Origin of the sequence: Celerinatantimonas yamalensis (assembly GCF_046054155.1) — a bacterium.
GTDB classification, from domain to species: domain Bacteria; phylum Pseudomonadota; class Gammaproteobacteria; order Enterobacterales; family Celerinatantimonadaceae; genus Celerinatantimonas; species Celerinatantimonas yamalensis.
On the sequence record NZ_JBEQCT010000001.1, the window covers coordinates 113,609 to 133,933 of the forward strand.

Annotated in this window: 22 protein-coding genes, 1 tRNA gene and 1 pseudogene; 11 read left to right on the forward strand and 13 right to left on the reverse strand. The window is 44.6% G+C overall.

What is annotated here, in order from left to right; genetic code table 11:
- Positions 1 to 51 precede the first annotated feature (51 nt).
- Both ABUE30_RS00595 and ABUE30_RS00600 read right to left on the reverse strand, forming a co-directional pair.
- Complete coding sequence (locus ABUE30_RS00595; RefSeq protein WP_408621698.1) at positions 52 to 390, reverse strand: putative quinol monooxygenase; 339 nt, start codon at positions 388 to 390, stop codon at positions 52 to 54.
- 34 nt (positions 391 to 424) lie between these two features.
- Positions 425 to 1,417: an aldo/keto reductase gene (locus ABUE30_RS00600; protein ID WP_408621699.1), complete on the reverse strand. Its 993-nt coding sequence runs from the start codon at positions 1,415 to 1,417 to the stop codon at positions 425 to 427.
- Between the two features lie 119 nt (positions 1,418 to 1,536).
- Here ABUE30_RS00600 and ABUE30_RS00605 point away from each other — a divergent pair, with 119 nt between their 5' ends.
- Positions 1,537 to 2,442, forward strand: coding sequence for a LysR family transcriptional regulator (locus ABUE30_RS00605; RefSeq protein ID WP_408621700.1), 906 nt, complete (start codon positions 1,537 to 1,539; stop codon positions 2,440 to 2,442).
- A 125-nt stretch (positions 2,443 to 2,567) separates the two neighbouring features.
- Here ABUE30_RS00605 and ABUE30_RS00610 read toward each other — a convergent pair.
- Positions 2,568 to 3,218 (reverse strand): annotated as a pseudogene (locus ABUE30_RS00610) (class I SAM-dependent methyltransferase); the annotation flags it as partial.
- Positions 3,219 to 4,183: 965 nt separating this feature from the next.
- Here ABUE30_RS00610 and ABUE30_RS00615 point away from each other — a divergent pair.
- A complete protein-coding gene (locus ABUE30_RS00615; RefSeq protein WP_408621701.1) occupies positions 4,184 to 4,465 on the forward strand; it encodes a hypothetical protein in 282 nt (93 codons plus the stop codon).
- A gap of 110 nt (positions 4,466 to 4,575) precedes the next feature.
- Here ABUE30_RS00615 and ABUE30_RS00620 read toward each other — a convergent pair whose 3' ends face one another.
- Together ABUE30_RS00620 and ABUE30_RS00625 are read right to left on the reverse strand one after the other, a co-directional pair.
- Positions 4,576 to 5,553 (reverse strand): glutathione S-transferase family protein, encoded by a 978-nt coding sequence (locus tag ABUE30_RS00620; RefSeq protein ID WP_408621702.1) that lies wholly within the window; start codon positions 5,551 to 5,553, stop codon positions 4,576 to 4,578.
- Positions 5,554 to 5,612: 59 nt separating this feature from the next.
- Positions 5,613 to 6,452: a pirin family protein gene (locus ABUE30_RS00625; RefSeq protein ID WP_408621703.1), complete on the reverse strand. Its 840-nt coding sequence runs from the start codon at positions 6,450 to 6,452 to the stop codon at positions 5,613 to 5,615.
- A gap of 122 nt (positions 6,453 to 6,574) precedes the next feature.
- Between ABUE30_RS00625 and ABUE30_RS00630 the strand changes: the two genes are divergently transcribed.
- The 4 genes from ABUE30_RS00630 (at position 6,575) to ABUE30_RS00645 (ending at position 9,154) form a co-directional block, all read left to right on the forward strand.
- The gene (locus ABUE30_RS00630) at positions 6,575 to 7,507 is read left to right on the forward strand and encodes a LysR family transcriptional regulator (RefSeq protein WP_408621704.1); all 933 of its coding nucleotides are present in this window, start codon (positions 6,575 to 6,577) and stop codon (positions 7,505 to 7,507) included.
- A 126-nt stretch (positions 7,508 to 7,633) separates the two neighbouring features.
- The gene (locus ABUE30_RS00635) at positions 7,634 to 7,915 is read left to right on the forward strand and encodes a DUF134 domain-containing protein (protein ID WP_408621705.1); all 282 of its coding nucleotides are present in this window, start codon (positions 7,634 to 7,636) and stop codon (positions 7,913 to 7,915) included.
- 204 nt (positions 7,916 to 8,119) lie between these two features.
- Positions 8,120 to 8,731: a NifB/NifX family molybdenum-iron cluster-binding protein gene (locus ABUE30_RS00640; protein ID WP_408621707.1), complete on the forward strand. Its 612-nt coding sequence runs from the start codon at positions 8,120 to 8,122 to the stop codon at positions 8,729 to 8,731.
- The gene (locus ABUE30_RS00645) at positions 8,732 to 9,154 is read left to right on the forward strand and encodes a PaaI family thioesterase (protein ID WP_408621708.1); all 423 of its coding nucleotides are present in this window, start codon (positions 8,732 to 8,734) and stop codon (positions 9,152 to 9,154) included.
- An 82-nt stretch (positions 9,155 to 9,236) separates the two neighbouring features.
- Here ABUE30_RS00645 and ABUE30_RS00650 read toward each other — a convergent pair.
- Positions 9,237 to 9,320 (reverse strand) — tRNA-Tyr (locus ABUE30_RS00650).
- Positions 9,321 to 9,502: 182 nt separating this feature from the next.
- Here ABUE30_RS00650 and ABUE30_RS00655 point away from each other — a divergent pair.
- Entirely contained in the window at positions 9,503 to 10,036 is a 534-nt protein-coding gene (locus tag ABUE30_RS00655; protein WP_408621710.1) for a VC2046/SO_2500 family protein, read from the forward strand.
- A 28-nt stretch (positions 10,037 to 10,064) separates the two neighbouring features.
- Here the strand turns inward: ABUE30_RS00655 and purU are convergent, their stop codons facing one another.
- Entirely contained in the window at positions 10,065 to 10,901 is an 837-nt protein-coding gene (gene purU, locus ABUE30_RS00660; protein WP_408621712.1) for a formyltetrahydrofolate deformylase, read from the reverse strand.
- 7 nt (positions 10,902 to 10,908) lie between these two features.
- Positions 10,909 to 11,373 (reverse strand): YchJ family protein, encoded by a 465-nt coding sequence (locus ABUE30_RS00665; RefSeq protein WP_408621714.1) that lies wholly within the window; start codon positions 11,371 to 11,373, stop codon positions 10,909 to 10,911.
- Positions 11,374 to 11,605: 232 nt separating this feature from the next.
- Here ABUE30_RS00665 and ABUE30_RS00670 point away from each other — a divergent pair, with 232 nt between their 5' ends.
- The 3 genes from ABUE30_RS00670 to ABUE30_RS00680 all read left to right on the forward strand — a co-directional run bounded on the left by ABUE30_RS00670 (position 11,606) and on the right by ABUE30_RS00680 (position 14,670).
- Positions 11,606 to 12,457 carry an aldo/keto reductase gene (locus ABUE30_RS00670; RefSeq protein WP_408622508.1) on the forward strand — a complete coding sequence of 284 codons (852 nt, stop codon included), beginning with the start codon at positions 11,606 to 11,608 and terminating at the stop codon, positions 12,455 to 12,457.
- Positions 12,458 to 12,543: 86 nt separating this feature from the next.
- Positions 12,544 to 14,016, forward strand: a complete 1,473-nt coding sequence (cls, locus tag ABUE30_RS00675; protein ID WP_408621715.1) for a cardiolipin synthase — start codon at positions 12,544 to 12,546, stop codon at positions 14,014 to 14,016.
- A 195-nt stretch (positions 14,017 to 14,211) separates the two neighbouring features.
- Positions 14,212 to 14,670 (forward strand): lysozyme inhibitor LprI family protein, encoded by a 459-nt coding sequence (locus tag ABUE30_RS00680; protein WP_408621717.1) that lies wholly within the window; start codon positions 14,212 to 14,214, stop codon positions 14,668 to 14,670.
- A gap of 47 nt (positions 14,671 to 14,717) precedes the next feature.
- On the opposite strand, the gene ABUE30_RS00685 is transcribed toward ABUE30_RS00680, so the two are convergent.
- The 4 genes from ABUE30_RS00685 to ABUE30_RS00700 all read right to left on the reverse strand — a co-directional run bounded on the left by ABUE30_RS00685 (position 14,718) and on the right by ABUE30_RS00700 (position 18,675).
- Positions 14,718 to 16,220 carry a carboxypeptidase M32 gene (locus ABUE30_RS00685; RefSeq protein WP_408621719.1) on the reverse strand — a complete coding sequence of 501 codons (1,503 nt, stop codon included), beginning with the start codon at positions 16,218 to 16,220 and terminating at the stop codon, positions 14,718 to 14,720.
- 35 nt (positions 16,221 to 16,255) lie between these two features.
- On the reverse strand, positions 16,256 to 16,834 hold the full coding sequence (smrA, locus tag ABUE30_RS00690) for a DNA endonuclease SmrA (RefSeq protein WP_408621721.1): 579 nt from the start codon (positions 16,832 to 16,834) through the stop codon (positions 16,256 to 16,258).
- A 108-nt stretch (positions 16,835 to 16,942) separates the two neighbouring features.
- The gene (locus tag ABUE30_RS00695) at positions 16,943 to 17,830 is read right to left on the reverse strand and encodes a TraB/GumN family protein (RefSeq protein WP_408621723.1); all 888 of its coding nucleotides are present in this window, start codon (positions 17,828 to 17,830) and stop codon (positions 16,943 to 16,945) included.
- Between the two features lie 2 nt (positions 17,831 to 17,832).
- Positions 17,833 to 18,675: an SDR family NAD(P)-dependent oxidoreductase gene (locus ABUE30_RS00700; protein ID WP_408621725.1), complete on the reverse strand. Its 843-nt coding sequence runs from the start codon at positions 18,673 to 18,675 to the stop codon at positions 17,833 to 17,835.
- 201 nt (positions 18,676 to 18,876) lie between these two features.
- On the opposite strand from ABUE30_RS00700, the gene ABUE30_RS00705 reads away from it, so the two are divergent.
- Positions 18,877 to 19,479, forward strand: a complete 603-nt coding sequence (locus ABUE30_RS00705) for a MarC family protein (protein ID WP_408621727.1) — start codon at positions 18,877 to 18,879, stop codon at positions 19,477 to 19,479.
- Positions 19,480 to 19,526: 47 nt separating this feature from the next.
- On the opposite strand, the gene ABUE30_RS00710 is transcribed toward ABUE30_RS00705, so the two are convergent.
- On the reverse strand, positions 19,527 to 20,246 hold the full coding sequence (locus tag ABUE30_RS00710) for a DUF3108 domain-containing protein (RefSeq protein WP_408621728.1): 720 nt from the start codon (positions 20,244 to 20,246) through the stop codon (positions 19,527 to 19,529).
- Between the last annotated feature and the right edge of the window lie 79 nt (positions 20,247 to 20,325).

Consider the following 20,325-nt stretch of genomic DNA (forward strand, 5'->3'; position numbering starts at 1 on the left):
ATAGGGTATAGAACGCATTGCGTTCTATACCAAAATATTGATGAACTCGACTCACGCGTTGGCAAAGTGTGGCTGTCTTGGTGATTGAGCACTCTGTTCGAGCTTGTTCATCAGTGCAACTTCCGTGGGAGCTGCCAGCCAATGTTCAATCTTTTGTGCGACAGCTTTAGTCTGTTTTTCCTGATGGTGGTTATTAAGCGCAGCTTGATCTGTCCATTCCTCATAGAGATAGATAAATTGCCCGCACGGTGAGACATGAATTTCAAATTGAATGCAATCCACCTCATTGCGAGTTGCTCCCACAAGACTTAGCAACGCAATTTTAGCTGCTTCGAAAAACGCGGCTTTGGGCGTAATTTTTGCCATTACAAAAAGATGTTTGTTTAACATACTTAATCTCATTGTTTAGGGATGTTATCTAACCTTATGCTTTTGGCAGTAGCTGCATGACCTCTTTGCGATAGCGCTCTCCAGCAACTTGTTCAATTGGAAAAACCCGTTCAATTGTGGTTAAATCTTCAGCACTCAGTTGAATGTCAGCGGCCAATACGTTCTCGTTGAGATACTGACGTCGTTTAGTGCCAAATAGCGGCACGATATGCGGGTTTTTAGCCATGATCCACGCTAGTGCCAATTGCGATGGTGTGATGCCTTTGGCTTGGGCTATGTCTTTGACTGCTTCAACCAGTTGTAAATTACGAGTAAAGTTTTCACCTTGAAAGCGTGGATGGGTGCGGCGAAAGTCATCGTTATCAAAGTCGTCTGGGCTTTGAATGGTGCCACTTAAAAAGCCGCGGCCTAGTGGGCTATAGGCAACAAAGCCGATCCCTAGTTCTTGGCAAGTGGCAAATACTTGTGATTCCGCATCACGTGTCCATAGTGAGTATTCGCTTTGTACGGCACTGATCGGGTGCACCTGATGGGCTCGTTTAAGCCTTGTTGCATCGACTTCGCTTAATCCTAAATAGCGTACTTTACCTTGCTGGACCAGCTCAGCCATCGCGCCAACTGTCTCTTCGATCGGGACGTCTGGGTCCATGCGGTGTTGATAATAGAGATCAATATAATCGGTGCCGAGCCGCTTTAGGCTCGCTTCAACGCTAGTTTTAACATAATCAGGATGACCATTAACGCCGCGTTTAAGTGCATTGTGGCTATCGCGTACAATCCCAAATTTAGTCGCTAGAAAAATCTTTTCACGGCGACCTTTCAGTGCGTGAGCGAGAAGCTCTTCGTTAGTATATGGGCCGTACATATCAGCTGTATCCCAAAAGTTCACGCCCAACTCTAAAGCGCGATCTAAAGTCGCTAATGATTCGCGATCATCTCGCTGTCCATAAAATTCACTCATTCCCATACAGCCCAAGGCTAGTGCACTGACTGTGGGGCCGGCTTGGCCAAGTGTTCGTTGTCGCATGGTGTTATTCCTTATGGATTGCGTGCAATTGTTTTTTGTTCGTTCTAGTGTCTTTGTTTTCACATTAAGGATAAATTACGATATAACAGCTACAGTGTTTGAAAAAAGCGAACAATCAGATGGATCGATTACAACTGCTAGAAGTTTTTCAACGGGTCGCTGAGAGTCAAAGTTTTACTAAAGCGGCGGTTATTTTGGACTTACCGCGCTCAACGATTACCCAAGCGGTACAGCGCTTAGAACAACAACTCGGGGCCCAACTATTGGTACGGACCACCCGCCGAGTACAATTGACTGATGAGGGACAGACTATCTTAAAGCAATCTGCCCAGATGCTTCAGGATTGGGAAGAGTTTGCTCAGCAATTTAGTTTGAATAAACATCTTAGCGGTAGGTTACGCGTGAGTATGCCATCACGGTTTGCCCGTAAGGTGGTGATCCCCGCATTGGGGGAGTTTCAGCGCCGTTATCCTGCGATTGAGTTGGTCATCCATGTCGCCGATTATGCGGTAGATCTGGTGGCGGAAGGGATTGATTTGGCGATTTATGCCGGTGAATTGCCCGATAGTAACCTCATTGGTTATCAATTAGGACAGTTACCGATTAAAACGTTAGCGAGCCCTTACTATTTACAGCGTTTTGGTATTCCTCACCATCCTGAGCAGTTATCTTCTCACCAAATGGTAGGCTATGTATTGTCTGAATCAGAGCAAATTGAACCGCTGGAGTTTTATGTTGACGGTAAATATCAATATTACCGATTGGCACACCCAGTGACCACTAATGGTAGCGATGCTTATTTTCAGGCGGCTATTACTGGGTTAGGGTTGATTCAGTCCCCTACTTATGGGGTGCGTGAACAGCTAGACAGTGGTCAATTAGTGGAGGTTCTCGCCGATTATCCAGCTGCAGCGCTGCCTATCTCCCTGGTCTACCCTAAGAAGCGCTATTCATCGCGTCGATTGCAGGTGTTTATTGAGTATTTAAAGTTATTACTCAACCATTTTTCAAATGTATCAAGCTAGTCCCAAGTTTATTTTTCGATGCACAATCGTGAGCAATAGGTTGATATCGGCTCTTCTTTGGCATTTATCAGCAATTTGTCAGATTTTAAACCATCTATATCAGATAGATGGGGAGGGCGAGATTGGCGAGAATATAATAAAATATAACCTTTAAAAGGCTGTTCTAGATAGTCAGTATGAACGGGCTTAGTATGTGTGCCAACAAATCCATACTCGTTTAGTTTGGTACTTAGTTTGGCTTTGCGGCCTCGGCCAGGGTCGACGAGTATGACGTCACAGTGTTCATTGGTGTGGTGTTCAATAAAATGAGCTAACAGCTGTACATGCTCGTCTTCATATAATAGATCACTGCCAATGATCAGATCAAAACGGCCCAAATGACTATGGTCATCCGCCCAATCGGCTTGTTCAAAAGCAATCGCTACACCATCGTTCAAACGGGTATTTCTTTGCAGAAAATAGGCGACTTCTGGGTGATAGTCCGTGGCGGTGATGTCTGCATGGCGTTGGTTAAGTAACAGACTGGAAAGCGCCATGCCACAGCCGATTTCTAGAATGCGCTTACCCTGTGTTTGGTAATCCAACATATAGTTGGCAAGTACTAGGCTAGATGGCCAAACGACACCAAAAATTGGCCAAGAAGCCGAGGATATACCGAGTCTGTCGGCGATACCTTCTGGATCGCTAAATTGCTGTTTATCACGTAACGTACATAAATGGATGTCATTGTGGCCGACTTCAATGGTTTGGTAACGAAGGCGAACGGGCAGGGTCATTATTGGTCTCGATTGGCAAAGTGAGCTAGGCCAAATATTGAGGATACATAAGTGACGAAACGGAGATCTACTGAGATTAGAGTAATTCAACCAGAGTGCAAGGGTTATTGATTGAGATTGAGTCGTGATTGAAACTAGTCGATTGAATCTACTACTTGTTTTTTTCTTAATAGTGGAAATATGAAGATATTTCGGCTGGTGGGGACTTCTTTATAGTGGTGGGTTGCGCATATCACATTGAAATTATTACTTTTGGTATAGTAATTGGGATGATACAGGTAGCTCTCGTCCTCGTGTACCGAGCGCGGTTTTTAATCATGATGAACAGCTGATTATAGAATCGTTGATAGTTCAGCTATTTTTAGGCGCTCGCGACAGATCATTATTACTTGATCATCCGGATGATTTTACTGAGAAAATTATTTATCGAGATGGCTTTTCTCTATTTTGCTATTGTTTATTGGATTGACGCCGTGCGGTGCTTTTCAGCGTATATCTTGCGAATGTGCTAGCGCGCGCTCTCAACGATTAAAGAGGCATTCACATCAATACACTTGACTTGTTACTTGTGAAATATCAACACATCTTGGGATAAAATAACGAGAAGATCCTATTTTTGACAGTTACTATTTTTCTGGGGAATTAGCGATCAAGATGATTGAACGGTAATCAAGTGTATTTCATGCAATAATTCGTGGAAGTTAGGCCTATGTGGCAATTGATTGCGACAACAAGTGACATGTTTCATAGACTATATGGCACTGTTTTTTGAACTTGAGCATGGAGTTATGAACATGTCGCGCGATTAGGCGCCGCTAGTTAGTCTTTTGTCTCGATCTTATCGCTAGTTGAAGCGAATTTAACAGTACTGAATAGCCTGTTGAGGTAATATCGTGAAATTAGATTAAATGAGTGCCGTAATCTCCTCATTTTTCGCCTTAAATTTGTCATCAATAGGATGTTTTATGAACGTGGATAAAGCTAAAAAGCGAATTGCCAAGCAGGTTAAAAAAGGGTTTCGGGGCTACCCAGCCATTGAGTTGACCTATTTTGGACAAAACGCGGATTTGGCCACTGAGGTGGTTGTTGCATTGATAGCAGAAGAAGGCGCAGAGGTGCAAGCGCAGACGTTTTCAAGTGAGAAAGATGTGCGCGAAGATGAAGCGATCCAATCGGTACTGGTTAAAATTATTGAACGAGCCAATGTGAATAGTGTCACTCAAGTTGATGGTGTATCCATTCGCTAAGCTGCTATCGTATCGTTAGCATTTAGTGATGTAAAACACTTGGAAAAGATATGGCAACGGTTGGGACTCACAAGCCCGATAACAGGTTGCTACCGGCTTGTTGTTGTCTATCAGAGATGATCGCGCTGATGCGGCTCCCATAGATTTTGAACAGGGCCGACGGGCACAATCTGAGTGGGGTTAATCATATCGTGGCTTTGGTAGTAATGGCCTTTGATGTGGTCAAAGTGGATGGTTTGGGCAATGCCATCCATTTGGTAGAGCTCTCGCATGTAACCAGACAGATTGGGATAATCACGGATCGAGTGCAAGTTACATTTAAAGTGTCCAAAATAAACCGGATCAAAACGGATTAAGGTAGTGAACAATCGCCAGTCAGCTTCGGTAAGGTGATTACCGGTTAGGTAGCGATTGGTGCTCAAACACTGCTCAAGGCTATCGAGAGTGGCAAATAGGGGAAAAACCGCCTCTTCATAGGCCGACTGTGTTGTCGCAAAACCGGCTTTGTAAACGCCGTTGTTGACCGTGTGATAAATACGCTCATTAAGCGCGTCAATTTCACGGTGCAAATTTTGCGGGTAGTAGTCCCCAGAAGCTGCGCCGAGGTGATCAAAGGCGCTGTTAAACATACGAATAATATCAGCCGATTCATTTGAAACGATGGTCTGTTGCTCGCTGTCCCATAATACGGGTACGGTGACTCGTCCGCTGTAACTTGGATCGGCTTTAAGATATAACTGGTAGAGATAGTCTAAGCCATATAAATTGTCACCTGTTAGATCATCCTCGCTTTGCAATGACCAGCCGTTCTCGGCCATAAACCAATGAACAACTGATACATCAATGAATGATTCAAGTCCTTTTAATGCTCTAAAAATCATGGTGCGATTGGCCCATGGGCACGCGTGTGAAATATATAGATGATAGCGGCCCGATTGCGCTTTAAAGCCGCCAATGCCAGTTGAACCAGGCCGCCCGTCTGCAGTGACCCAGTTGCGAAATTGCGCTTCGCTTCGCTCAAAGCGACCTTTATTTTCTGCGGTGTTGTACCACTGATCGTGCCATTGACCTTCAATTAAACGTCCCATGGTCACTCCTGTTACTAAGATAAAAAGGGTGTTGCCTCATCGGCTGATCCAAACTATCGTTAAAAACGATTTGCGCGAAAATCATCAAATGCTTGCAATACTTCATCACGCGTATTCATGACAAACGGTCCGCCCCATGCGATGGGCTCTTTAATTGCTCTGCCCGTAACCAGTAAAATTCGAGCTGGTTGCTCACTGATTATTTCTATCGCGTCGCCATCGCTAAGCTCAGCCAACTGATAAGGTGCCGTGCTTTGGCCATTCTTAGACAGTTTTACCCGACCTTCGATGGTATAGATAAATCCTATTCGCTCAGAGGGCATGGGCATAATCAAATGTGCACCCGCCACTAAGCTAATATCAAAATATCCAGCTGCAGTGGCTTCTGTCTGAACCGGACCCACGGTTCCTTGAGCTGTTTTGCCTGCAATGACGCGAATAAGGTTGCCTTGTTCATCGATCTCGTGAGGGATCGTCTCTTTACTATGTTCTTGATAATGAGGCGGACACATTTTATCCTTGGCGGGCAAGTTGACCCACAACTGAAAGCCTTTGAGCAGGCCTTCTTTTTGTTCAGGCATTTCAGAATGAATGACCCCATGGCCTGCCGTCATCCACTGGATGCCGCCTTCCTCAATTACCCCTTCATGGCCATGGTTATCTTTGTGTCGCATGCGCCCATTCAAGATATAAGTCACGGTTTCAAAACCGCGATGGGGATGACTTGGAAAGCCGGCCAAATAGTCATCAGGTTGGTCCGATTCAAAACAATCTAGCATCAAAAACGGATCAAGATGGCTGAGCGTCTGGGTGCCAATCATTCGAGTAAGCTTTACGCCAGCGCCATCACTTGTTGGCATGCCGTCCACAAGCCGAGCAATATCACGAAATTGAGTCATGTTGCCTCCTAAGGCGAACTGCTATTGATGTCCGATAGCATAAATGGATTTATTTTTAGGATAAACTGGTAATTTTAGAAATAATTGTTGCTAAAATAGCAACAATGAAAATAGGAGGGGTTATGGGACAACTCGAGCAAATGCGCGTTTTTGTACGCATTGTCGAAGCAGGGTCGGTCAGCGCTGCAGCAGAGCAGTTAAACATGGCTAAATCAATGGTCAGTCGTCGCCTAACCGAGCTAGAAAAGCGTTTGGGTAATGTATTATTACAGCGCACCACCCGTCGTATTACTTTGACAGATATTGGCCAGCAGTATTACCAAAGTAGCCTTGGTATACTGGATGAAGTTGCACGCCTTGATCAGCATACTATCGATGTTAGCGCACAAGTGGCAGGACCATTACACGTCGCAGCACCTTTGAGTTTTGGCACGCTGCATTTAACCCCAGCCATTGATGCGTTTTTAAAGCGCTACCCGAATATTCAGTTGAAGCTAAGCTTATCTGATCATCAACATCATTTAGTCGCTCAAGGGATCGATTTAGCGCTGCGCATTGCTGATTTGCAAGATTCTAGTTTAAAGGCTCGACATTTAACTAAAATTCACTTCATGTTAGTGGCCTCACCGCAGTACTTGCGTCAAAGCCTAGCGATTCAACGACCCGAGCAATTGAGTCAGCACAAAATACTGCATTACAGTTATCAATCGCAGCAAACTTGGACTTTTGTTAAAGGCGAGCAGCGCGTTGCCATGCCCTATAAGGCGTATTTAAGTGCAGATAATGGGGAGATGTTAAGAGATTTAGCGATTGCCGGGCAGGGGATTACACTATTGCCGACATTTATCTGCTGGCAGGCGGTGTTAACGGGGCAGTTACAGCCGCTATTGACTGACTATCAGATGAGCCATCTAAATGCTTGGTTGGTATATCCCAATACGCGTTATCAATCTCGCCGCCTACGGGTTTTTATGGACTTTTTAAGCGAACGATTTGAAAAAAATCCGTACTGGGATCAATCTCTTAGTCGCTATACACTAGCTGCTAAGGATTAACAACGAATGCCTAGTGCATGTCATAAATACGTTGCTGTTGTGGTATGATGGCTCGTTAAATTCTCCATTGATAGGCTACTTAGGTCTATAATTTGCTCTATTGATAACCAAACGAATGAGGTATGAATGGGACGCGCTAAAATTCCCCGTACTATTTGTGGGCGTGCTGCCAATAGCTGTTTTAAACCCAATGGCGTACCTATGACGCAGTTGGTTGAGCAGCTTTTACATGCAGATGAATTTGAAGCGATGCGATTAGTGGATTGGCAAGGGCTACAGCAACAAGAGGCCGCGTTAAAAATGAATATATCACGGCAAACGCTAGCCAACTTAGTCAAGTCAGCGCGTTTTAAGGTGACTGATTGTCTGCTCAATGGCAAAGCGTTAGTTATCGCCCAAGAAATTTAATGGCTCATCATTTTATATTGCCTCTGCCGATTAGCTTTGTTGGCGCAGGGATCTTGATTTAACCAGCTGTTCCCTCCCTTATCCTTATTGATCTACAAGAAATGCTCAGTGATGTGGATGACGGATCGAGTGGTTTATTTTATTGGCATATGCTATATAAAAGGCTAGTATAATAGCATATGCTATATTTAATGGAGATCTACGATGAGAATTGCAATTCCAGTAAACCAAGATGTGGTGGCTGGGCATTTTAGTCAAGCGGAACACTTTGAATGTTGGGATAGCCTAAAAGGGCGCTTCGCATTATTTGATAACCCAGCGTTACAAGGTAATTGTGCGGGACATCGACAGATTGTTGAGCAGTGTGTGGCAATGGGGGTTGATGCAATCATTGTTCGAAACATCGGACAAAGAATGTTAGATCGATTGCTTAAACATTCATTGACAGTTTGGCAATTAAAACAACGTTGTCATCTTAGCGAACTGACATCGCAATTAGCGACGGTGGATGCCATTGCCGCCCAAATGACCGATGCCAGTCAAGGTCGAGAATCGAAACGCCAAGGACACGAAGAGCAAGGCCATCAATGTTGCCATAAAGACGGCCAACATAGTGAAGAGTGCCAGCATAACCACCAAGATGGCGAACATGGTGAAGGGTGCCATCACGGCCATCAAGATGGCGAACATGGTGAAGGGTGTCATCACGGCCATCAAGATGGCGAACATGGTGAAGGATGTCATCACAACCACGATACGACAGCTACTTCGTCAACAGCAAAAGGTCATCACCACTGCTGTCGACGGGGCCAATAATTGAGTTCTATTTCACAGCAAGAGGATACTCACTCACATTGTGTAGCCTGTGGACCGGTTCACTTGATCCCATCGTTAGGTCTTCGTTTTGAGTGGTTGGATCAGAATACTATTCATAGCCGCTTTTTTGTGGATAAAAGGTATCAAGGATACGACACTATCTTGCATGGCGGTGTGAGTAGCACGCTATTGGATGCGGCGATGACGCATCATCTAATCGATCGGCAAATTGAAGCGATGACGGCTGACTTGCAGGTTCGTTTTATGATCCCGGTGAAAGTGGGCCTAACGGTCAGCATCTATGCCATGCAGCAGCGCCAAAAGCACGGTGTGTATTGGATGAGTAGTCTATTATACAGCGAAGAACATGGTGTCCATGCACGTGCTAAAGCGCGTTTTATGTTAGCTCACGTTGCTAGTTAGTAGAGATTGATGAACAAAGAGACAAATGGATCTTGCTTGATATTGCATTGACCATGCAATATAGAAATACAGTTAAAAGAAATGGTGGAGGGGGACGGATTCGAACCATCGAAGCTTTCGCGGCAGATTTACAGTCTGCTCCCTTTGGCCGCTCGGGAACCCCTCCACAACTGTGATGCGCATACTACCTAGGCAGGTTAGTGTTGTAAACGGAAAAATAAAAAAATTATCAAATTATCGACTGTTTGAATAAATATTAATCGAAGCAGGCGATTTTGCTTCATAATAGTGAAGTTTTACGTCGCGTTGCCGTTAATACCGATATATGTAATCAATGGATGTGTCGGTATGCTGCCTGAACCTATTCGTCAATCGGTCTGTTGTGATGAGCTGCAACTTGGAGCACGTCTTAACCAATGTGTTGAAAGTGGTTATCAAGCGACTTTTTCACTGTGGCTGAGCCTGTTAAGTAATGATGTTTGCGATCAGCCTCAGTTCGATTTTAATGAGGCAGCCGCTCCAGCGCCGAGTATTGATTGGCGGAGCTATTTTCAACTCGAAGCAGAACAACATCACTATGCCACTCGCCAAGATGTTGCATCAATTGGACGCTGGAACATGCTTACCCAGCGCGGTGATTTACGTACGATTCAGTTAGAACAATCACTCAATCGGCCCGCATTGAGTTCGGCTCAGGTACTGATAGATGACGATGTATTAAATAACTTGTCGTTATTAGAGCGGCTTAAGTACGAGCAAAGATTAAACCCACAAAACTCGGCAGCTCCAGATCCCCAAGAAGCGCCGATAGAACCGACGCCCATGGTGAATGTATTGACCCAATTTGACTATACAAAACCACTGACGCTACAGACTCGTTAGCTATTGAACATCAGGTTGGTATTGCGCATTAGCGAAAGACGACAGTGCGATTACCAGTGACGAAGACGCGTTCTTGCAGAACGAAGCGCAACGCTTGGCTAAGTACATATTTCTCAACGTCACGACCAGCGCTCGCCATACGCTCTGCAGAGTAGTTGTGATCGGTGTGGATCACATCCTGCTCGATTATAGGGCCTTCATCTAAGTTATTGGTCACAAAGTGGGCTGTAGCGCCGATCATTTTTACCCCGCGGTCATAGGCCTGTTGATAGGGCCGTGCACCAATAAATGCGGGTAAAAATGAATGATGAATATTGATGATGCGATGTGGATGAGCCGCGACTAACTCTGGCGTTAAAATGCGCATATATTTTGCGAGAACCACATACTCGGGTTGATATTGGGCTATTTTCGCTTGAATTCGTTGCTCATGTTCACTGCGACTTAATCCATCGTGGCTGATGAAGTGAAATGGAATATCAAATTTTTCGGTTAGGTTTTGCAACGTGTCATAGTTGCCGATAACCGCTGCTATTTCGACATTGAGATCACCATATGCGGCTTTCATCAGTATGTCACCCAGGCAATGTGCTTCTTTAGTGACTAAAATAACAATCCGCTTACGGCCATTAGTGACTAAGCGGTAGTTCCCATCGACAGGAAGCTGTTCTTTGAGATCATGCTCAAAGTCATTTTCCTTGAACTCACCGGATAATTCAGTACGCATAAAAAAACGATTGTGGCTATTATCGACAAATTCATTATTTTTTATAATGTTCAAATTGTAATTAGAACATACACTGGTAATACGAGCGATTAAACCTTGTTCATCAGGACAATCGGTTAATAAAATTTTGTGTTGCATGGTGCTCTCATTTAGTTCGTGCCGAAAGGCAGCACTGTTTATATTTTTTTCCACTTTGACAAGGGCAAGGGGCATTACGCCCGATTGGCTTAGGAGATATGTCGCCATCGGTATAGACCCATCGGTCGTTCAATTTTACAAACCGAGAGCGTTCATGAAGACAACCTAAACCAGTCTCTTGGCGATACCAAGCTTTGAACTCAACCAAACCAAATGACATGTCCTGGGGATACGCGTGTAGTTCTATCTGCAGTTTGACCCACTGTGTATCTTGTTGATTGAGAATCTCTATGCTCAAACCTTTGCGATAATCGGGATGGTGGGTATGCCAAAGATAGTCACCTAGGCCTAACACAAAGGCACTGTAACGTGCTCGCATTAATGCAAGCGGGGTCAGCGCAGGTTGGCCTTGATGAAGTGGTTGACAACATTGCGAATAAGGTAAGCCGCTTTGGCAGTAGCAGTCTTGCATAATCTCCAGCGGATGAGTTTAAGGGGGGTCTAATTTAGCGTGTTGGGCGCTGAATTCAACCGAGATTATCCATAGGATTAGTTATTTTAATGAATTAATCCTTCATGGATTGAAACACCAGCTGTTCAAAAATTGTCAATTTAGTGACTGGGGTTTACCATGAAGAAGGTTCAACGTGTTTATTATGATGTTTTCGTGATGATAAACCCACACCAAGGAGGTTATTTTGTCTATATCGAGAATCATCCAGTTGCAAGATGGAACCGAACTGCCCGTTATTGGTCAAGGAACTTGGTGGGTTGGTGACAATCCAAATCAACGGACTCAAGAAATTGAAGCGCTGCGGCGGGGCATTGAGTTAGGTATGAAGGTTTTGGATACCGCTGAAATGTATGGCGATGGTCTGGCTGAAATGGTTGTTGGCGAGGCAATAGCTGATTGCCGTGAGTCTGTGTTTTTGGTGTCTAAAGTATTGCCTCATCACGCGGCTGGTCTTGAATTACAACAGAGCTTGGAACAATCGCTGGAGCGCTTGCAAACCGATTATCTTGATCTGTATTTATTGCATTGGCGCGGCAGTATTCCGTTGCAGCAAACGGTTGATGGTTTAGAGCAGTTACGCCAATCGGGAGTGATTCGACGTTGGGGAGTATCTAATATGGATACTTGTGACATGCAAGATCTCCTGCAATGCAAGGGGGGCGAGCATTGCCAAGTGAATCAAGTGCTCTATCATCTTGCCTCGCGCGGCGTGGAGTTTGACCTTAAACCTTGGTTGAATGAACAGCATATCCCGATGATGGCTTATTCACCGTTGGCGCAGGCAGGACGTTTACATGATGAACTTCTTGCCAGTGACATACTGAGAGGGATTGCCGATGAGCTTGATGCCGATCCATTTCAAGTCATGTTGGCTTGGAGTATTCGTGATGGGCATACGTTAGCGATCCCTAAATCATCCAATGTGTCTCATGTACAACGTAATATTCAAGCGGCTTCGCTGGCTCTGAGTGATACTCAGTTGCAGCAACTGGATCAGGTCTTTGTACCGCCTACTCATAAAATGCCCCTTGATATTATATAATCACAACTTAAATCAGGTTATGCTGATTATATAAAGAGGTGAGTCATTGCTAATGAGGAATTATAAGCTGAATCGTATTGGAACGTATGGGTGAGACTAGTTTGTGGATCCATTTCACCTTGGAGTCAACGATTTCACGATTGATTGCTATTTTTTATAGCATGTTGATTATCGCGGTTGTACTTCGAGTTGTTATGAGGCGCCGTGAAATCGGTTTTTCTCTGGCATGGTTGGCGCTAATTATGGGGATTCCGCTCGCGGGTGTCATCCTGTACGGATTATTTGGCGAACTGAAACTCGGCGCCCGTCGAGCTGAGCAAAGTCGGTTGATGTATCGACCCTATAAGTTATGGCTAAAAAGTAATACGCATCATCGTGATATTGAGGTTGCTAGCCTGGCGGCTCCAATTGCAAATTTAGTGCGATTTCGCACGGGTATGCCTTTTCAAAGCGGTAATCAGTTGCAACTAATTACTTCAACCCAGCGTATTATTTTTCAATTATTACAAGATATTCATGCCGCTAAGCGCGAATGTTTGTTGGAATTTTATATTTGGCATAACGGTGGGTTAGTTGAACAGGTGAATCAAGCTTTATTAGCCGCTTGTTCGCGCGGTGTTGATTGTCGCATTCTCCTTGATTCAGTCGGCAGCCGTGAATTTTTACGTAGTCCTTGGGCTGAAAATTTACGCCAAGCCGGTGTGCAAATTGTCGAGGTGCTGCCTGTTGGAACATTTCGTATGTTATTTCAGCGCCAAGATCTGCGAATGCATCGCAAGTTGGTGGTGATCGATCAACAAATTGGTTATACCGGGTCGATGAATATGGTTGATCCGCGTTATTTTAAACAAGATGCGGGAGTGGGACAGTGGGTTGATGTGATGACGCGCTTGCAAGGTCCTACGATTGATTCGATGTGGACAACGTTCATCTGGGATTGGGAGATGGAAACCGGAGAGCGATTATTGACAGCGGCCCCGCAGATGACCCTTCCCATTACTGCTTACAGTGACTGTCTAGTACAACTTATTCCATCAGGACCACGCTTTAGCGATGATATGATCCCACAAATATTGTTGCAGGCGATCTATAGTGCGCGACACTCTATCTGCTTGACTACGCCATATTTTGTGCCGGAAGAGAGCTTAGCGGCTGCGCTCAAATCAGTTTCGCAGCGCGGTGTCCAAGTGGATATTATTTTACCAGAGCAGAATGATTCTCGGATGGTTAAATATGCTAGCCGAGTCTTCATTGAGGAGTTAGTGAGCGCCGGTGTCGCTATTCATCAGTTCCAAGGTGGGCTATTACATACGAAGAGTGTATTGATTGATGAAAAAATGGTGTTGATTGGTACTGTGAACTTGGACAAGCGCAGCTTTTGGTTGAATTTTGAAGTCACATTATTGGTCGATGACCCTGTATTTGCAGTGCAGCTGGTTGCGCTACAAAAAAGTTATCGTGAACAGTCTATTGCTATCATTTTAAACCGTTGGCGTAAACGGCCTTTTAAAGAGCGAATTTTAGAGAACTTGTTTTATCTACTCAGTCCGTTATTGTAGTGCTTTATCGAGTAAGGTAAGTGATTGCTTCAGGACATATTTTATGATGAGTTCGTTACAGTGACTATTTAATTGCTTACTTGCTCGCATTGAACCAAGTTTTTACTTGCATTGGATATTCAACCGAACAGTCTGGCTCTGTATTAACTAGAGTCTAGGTTGTTTATTATCAGTTTATAATCAATAGGAATGTATATGAAACAGGGAGCAGAGCTCATTAGTATAGGATTATTGAGTGTCTGGTTACTCGCAGGTTGTAGCCAGCATCAGGCCCCGCCTGCTCATACTCAACAGCCAACTAATGATGATGCTATTAATAAATGTTGGCAACAGGTTGGGGCTCGTTCACAACTAGCTAGTTGTTTGCAGCAAGCGTTATCTCAGGCTGGTGCAAAAGCTGATCAAGCTGAAAAAGCGGCGACGGCTGATTCTCAACAACTTGATATGATGACAAGTGCGAATATTGATGCAAAACGCAATTTTAGTGCGGCAAAACGCAGTTTTCATCAATTTCGAGAACGGTTCTGCCGCTGGCAAGAATCGATGTCGGTGGGTGGTGGTAGTGGTGCCGGTGATACATATCGAGGCTGTTATGTCGAGACAACACGCTGGTGGACTCATTTGCTCAATCGTCAGCTAGATAAAGATCAATAAGTCACATATCAGTAGATTGGGTTGGTAAGACCAACCCAGTAGGTTAATCAATTATCGTTTAGATAGCGTTGGCGCAAATGTTGGTGGAAGTACTCAGGGTTGAGAATTTCCCCCGTTGCAGCGCTAACCAACTTGTCGGTGGTGTGTAAACACCCTTGTTGCCAGATGTGGGTGCGAAGCCACTCAGTGATAGGTTGAATGTTCCCTTGTTCAAGTTCAGCGGCTATGGTGGGAAATTGCTGTGTCATCGCCGCATAAAATTGTGCAGCATACATGGCACCGAGGGTATAGCTTGGAAAATAGCCAAAACTACCATCGGTCCAGTGAATATCTTGCATACACCCATCGCGATAATTGTCTTTGGTTGAAATATGTAGGTATTTTTTCATCAGTTCATCCCACAGCTCTGGAATGTCATCGACTTCAATTACTCCACTTATCAGGTCTCGTTCAATTTGATAGCGCAACATAATATGTGCTGGATAAGTGACCTCATCGGCATCAACACGGATATATCCAGGTTTCACCTGTAAGTAATGGCGATGAAATTGCGTGATATTGAGATCGCTTTCTAAATGCTGTTGAACCCAAGGCAGGATGGTTTGTAACACGGCTTGATGGCGACCTAACTGCATCTCAAAAAAGAGGCTCTGACTTTCATGGATCCCCATTGAGCGCGCTTCACCAACAGGAAGGCCTCGCCACTGCTGTGGCAGGTTTTGTTCATAGCGAGCATGTCCGGTTTCATGAATAATTCCCATTAAACTACGTGAAAAATCTTCAGATTCGTAACGTGTGGTAATGCGGACATCTTCAGGTACGCCCCCGCAAAATGGATGGGTACTGACATCAAGCCTACCGTGATTAAAATCAAAGCCGAAATAGTCCATTATTTTAAGACCAACCGCTTTTTGTGCATCATCGCCATAATGGCCATAATGGCCATTATGGCCATATGGGAGTATTTGCCAGTCTTGTTGCTTTGCTTGCACGGTTTGAATTAGTTCAGGTAGCCATTGCTGCATCGGACCAAACACTTGATCGAGACGTTGCTGGGTCATCTCTGGCTCATAAAAGTCAATCAACGTGTCATAAGGTAACATCCCGGTGATTGAGGAGCGAATTTTAGCTTCCTCACGAGAGAGCGTGACAACTTCTTTAAAATTTTTGGCAAATCCCGTCCAATCATTATGATGGCGTTGATCTCGCCATGCGTATTCACACTGGCTACCGGCTAAACTTTTGGCTTTAACCAATTCAGTGGGTAGCATGGTCGCAAGTTGCCAGCGGCGGCGCATCTCTCGTAGTGATTGATGTTCGCTCATATCAAGAGACTCGTCTTCAGCACGCTCAAACCACTCAGTTAAGCCGTTTTGGTTATAGGTTTGATGAATTGTGACTGCTAACTCGGAAAGTGCATTACTACGTGCTTGGTTTCCACCACTTGGCATCGTGGTTGCTTGGTCCCAGCTGACAATCGATTGAAGATGCTGGAGGTGATAAATCCTTTGAAATTGCTCAGTTAGTTTTTGATAAAAAGGCCCAGCCATGACATGTACTCCCTATGGATGTGGCAGATGAAGATTTAACCAAGACGACGTGCATGACGTTCTTGGTTATCTGTTTTTCGTTCAATACTTTTGCGTAGCAAGACATAGATAGCACCATATCCCCCATGCATTGGCAAGGCAGAATGAATAGCTAATACATCTTCTAGTTGTGGTAACCAATGACTGACATAGCTTTTCATCCGAGCTGGTGGGTTAGAACGGGCTCCTTTACCATGGATCACAATAATACAACGATAGCCCTTGCTTTGGCTTCGGTGAATAAAAGTCAGTAATTGATCGCGAGCTTGCTCTGTTCTGAGTTGATGTAAATCAATGCGATCCCCAATCGGATATTTACCCAAGCGAAGTTTTTTGAAGACTCCTTCTTGGATCCCATCTTTTTTATAACTAACGAGATCGTCAGGTTTAAGTCTTACCGGCTCAGTTAAGGATAATAATGCTTGATCGGTTGTTTGCTCGGCAATCGCTGCTGCTCGGCGAGCTAATTGCGCCTCGCTAGGTGGGCTAGCAGGATTAATGCTAATGTAGCGATCTTGATCGAGCGGTGCTACATCTTGCAGTTGTTGGCGAAATAACTCAAATTCATCGTTCATAGCAACCTCCTGCGACAGTGATGGTTTTGTCAGGTGTTATGACGCAACGTTACTCTATGGTAAACGCTGTTCACTGATTCACTCATCGTTTGTTATGTTGTTCGACCTCTAATGGATACGTTTAATGGTGTAGCCTGTTTGTTTGAGTAAGGCTAACACACCTTGCTTACCCGCTAAATGTAATGCACCTACCACGACAAACTGTGGTTGCTCACTTTTAATTTGAGTGAATTCTTTCAGCCAACGGCGATTGCGCTGCGTGAGCAGGTTTTTCTGAAAGTTAACTTGTTCCTGATGATGGATGCCTTTCTGATCCTGTTGTAATAGATCGATCAATCGCTCTTGATTGCCACTTCGCCATGCAGCTATGGTGTCATCAATCCCTGTTTTAATGGAATCATCGGTGGCTAGCGTTTGTTGTAATACATCGTTTTGGTCATCTTTTAAAGTCGCCAAGGCTTGGAATTGCTGAGTGACTGTTTCCAATGATGAGACGGGTTTATGAGTGTGAGTGGCTTTGTTTAAAAAAAACTGATCAATACCAAGTGCGCTGGTATAGCCTAATTTTTGATAAATGTGTTGGCTTATCAATATGCTGACATACCATGGATACAGATGCTGCAGTTGGGTCATCGATAACCCTAGCGATTGACTGCGTTGGCGCAGCTTATGTTGTAATGATGCGGGGAGTAGATCGGCTAATGTTTGGTCCTCTGGCAAGGTGACTGTCTTCCGAATCTGTTCCCGTACTTGATCGGATATATAACGCGTGTCTACTTCGACCCATAAGCGTGAGCTATTTGCAAATGCCTTCAAGGCCGCTTTAGGCAGTGGGTATAGTTTTTTGCTACCAATATGGATCGAGCCAAAAAAATACAGCGTTTGGTGACCTTTTTGAGCTTGCCAGAGTGCGGGATTTGCTTGGCTTGTTAGTGGCAAGAAAAGTACTAACAGCGTTAGCCAACGCGGATAACTAAAACGGAAAAACTTAAGCATAATCAAGCGCCTCCTTTTAATAGTAAGCGATCAAGGGCTTTGGTTGACAAAATGCGACGAGCTATAGCCACTAATTTGGTTGGGCGAGTGACATAATAGCGTGTTTTGGGGGTAGCACTGCGTAAGGCATCAAGCAGGCAATCTGCAATAGCGTCAGGTTCAAGGGTATGTCGACTGGGCGGTTGATCACTGCCAAGACGGGTTAAAGTGGCTTGGTAATTGTCTCGGTGGCGTGATGTTTGCCACGCGATGGTATTTAAAAATACCTGCTTAGCATTTGCTCGAAAACGGCTATTAATGGGCCCTGGTTCAATTAAGCATACTTTGATTGGGGTATCACTTAGCTCTAAGCGTAGGGTGTCGGTATAGCCTTCAAGCGCAAACTTGGATGCGCAGTAAGCTCCCCGATAGCGCAGGGCCGCCAGTCCTAACACCGAACTGTTTTGAATAATGCGCCCTCGTTGTTGGTTTAACATCAAAGGCAGCACTAACCGGATCAAGTGATGCCAACCAAAAAAGTTATTTTCAAATTGCGCTCGCAGCGCATTGGTGCTGAGATCTTCTAAAGCACCAGTTTGGCCATAAGCCCCGTTATTAAATAGTGCATCGATGCGTCCACCTAGCTGTTCCAGTGCTTGTGCATATCCTTGTTCTATCGAATCACTGCAGGCAAGATCGAGGGTAACCGCGTTAAGCCCTTGCTCGCGTAGACGTAAGGTATCTTCTTTGCGACGACAACTTGCTACGACACGATAATCGTGTTGATGGAGCGTCTTGGCGCAGTGATAACCAATTCCACTTGAGCAGCCAGTGATTAATATATGAGAAATTGTTGTCATAGACATAGATTACTACTTCATCATGCGTGTTCTAGTCACTATATCACCAGTCGCTTAGTCGCATCTATGCTGGTGAATGGACAACGGAAGAGAAGCGACTATGGTTAGATTATTTGAAGTAATCCATAGAGATTAGATTTTTCTGATTGGGGTGTGAGTAAAGCGCGCTTATAATGCCCGCCACTAACGCCCCTGGACTGAATGAAAATGCTGATTTACATCATCAATGTATGCGTAAAATTTTTCTTTATGTGTGCTCCTTTTTTTGTGTTGTCGACATATATTGCGATCACCCGCCGTTGGGAAGATAGCGTTCGGCGCACTTTGGCCATAAAGGTCATGGTGGCGAGTATATTGATGTGTGTCATTGTCTATATAGGCGGTGATTTTATATTTGCACTATTTGGTATTAATATTCATTCGTTTCGCATTGGGACGGGGGTGATTTTGCTGTTAACCGCCATTCAACTTTCATCTGGCGGTGATAGCAGCTCTAATGTTGGGCCGGATGTAACGCCCAGTGATGTGATGATTGTACCGTTGACGACACCTGTGGTTGTCGGACCCGCTATTTTGGGGTCTATTGTTGTGATGGCTGCTGAAGCACACACGATCACAACGCGAATTGCTGATTTGACTGGCATTACTCTGGCGATGTTGATGGTTGGATTTATCTTATATATGAGTTCGACCGTTGAACGCTTGGTGACTAAGCAAGGGATTTCGGTGATGACAAAAATTAGTGGTCTGATCCTCTCTGCTATTGCCGCGCAAATGATTATGACAGGTATTAAAGCGTTTATTCACTAGTCGGATAATGTTATGACAAGGCCGCGCTTAGCGGCCACTCTGCACTATCATTTTACTTGAATTTTTGTGAGTGCCATACTGGACCAATTTTTACCATGGCGTTTGACCTGCAATTTAATCAGTTGATAGTCAAGCTTTGGTGCTAGCCACATGTAGGTTTCTCGACTGCCTTGATTAATCCGTTTAAGACGAATCGTTTGATAGGTACCAGCAGGAACCGTAATGGTTTGACGGCCATCAATCTTAAATTGGTAGTCTTTGATTTCATCGCCATCAACATAATGATAACGGAAGGTTTCGCGGCCGTTTTTGACATCATTTTGGAACTGGATCTGAAAAGCGGATGCGTCAAGTGTATTGCCCCAATTTCCAGAGCGAATGTGTTGGCGTTTTGCATCACTTTTAACAAATAATCCACCACGGCCGTCAGGACGACCGACAATCTTAGAGCTTCCTAAAAACACGCGTTTTTCGCGGCTAAAGCCCTCGCTGATAATTCTATTTTTTTGGTAGCTAAATTGGCTGAGTTCATGATAGCTCACTCCAATACCACCTAACACCTTGGCATCACTAGTTGCTTGAAAGTGGCCATTACCTAATGCCTTGAGTGTGCGGCTACCATGTCCGACGGCGGTTCCTTTGAAATAAGCTTGATAATCTGCTTGAAACGGTTTGACAGGTTGCCAAGCGGTCGCCGCAATTGTCGAAGGAATGGTTAAGCCAAGGCTAAAACTAAACCCTATCCATAGTCGAGTTGTTTTATACATAACGCGCCTAATTGATGATGGGATGAGTTACTAGTATGCCAAACTCATGCTTGAAACGAAATAGCCCCGCGTGAGCGGG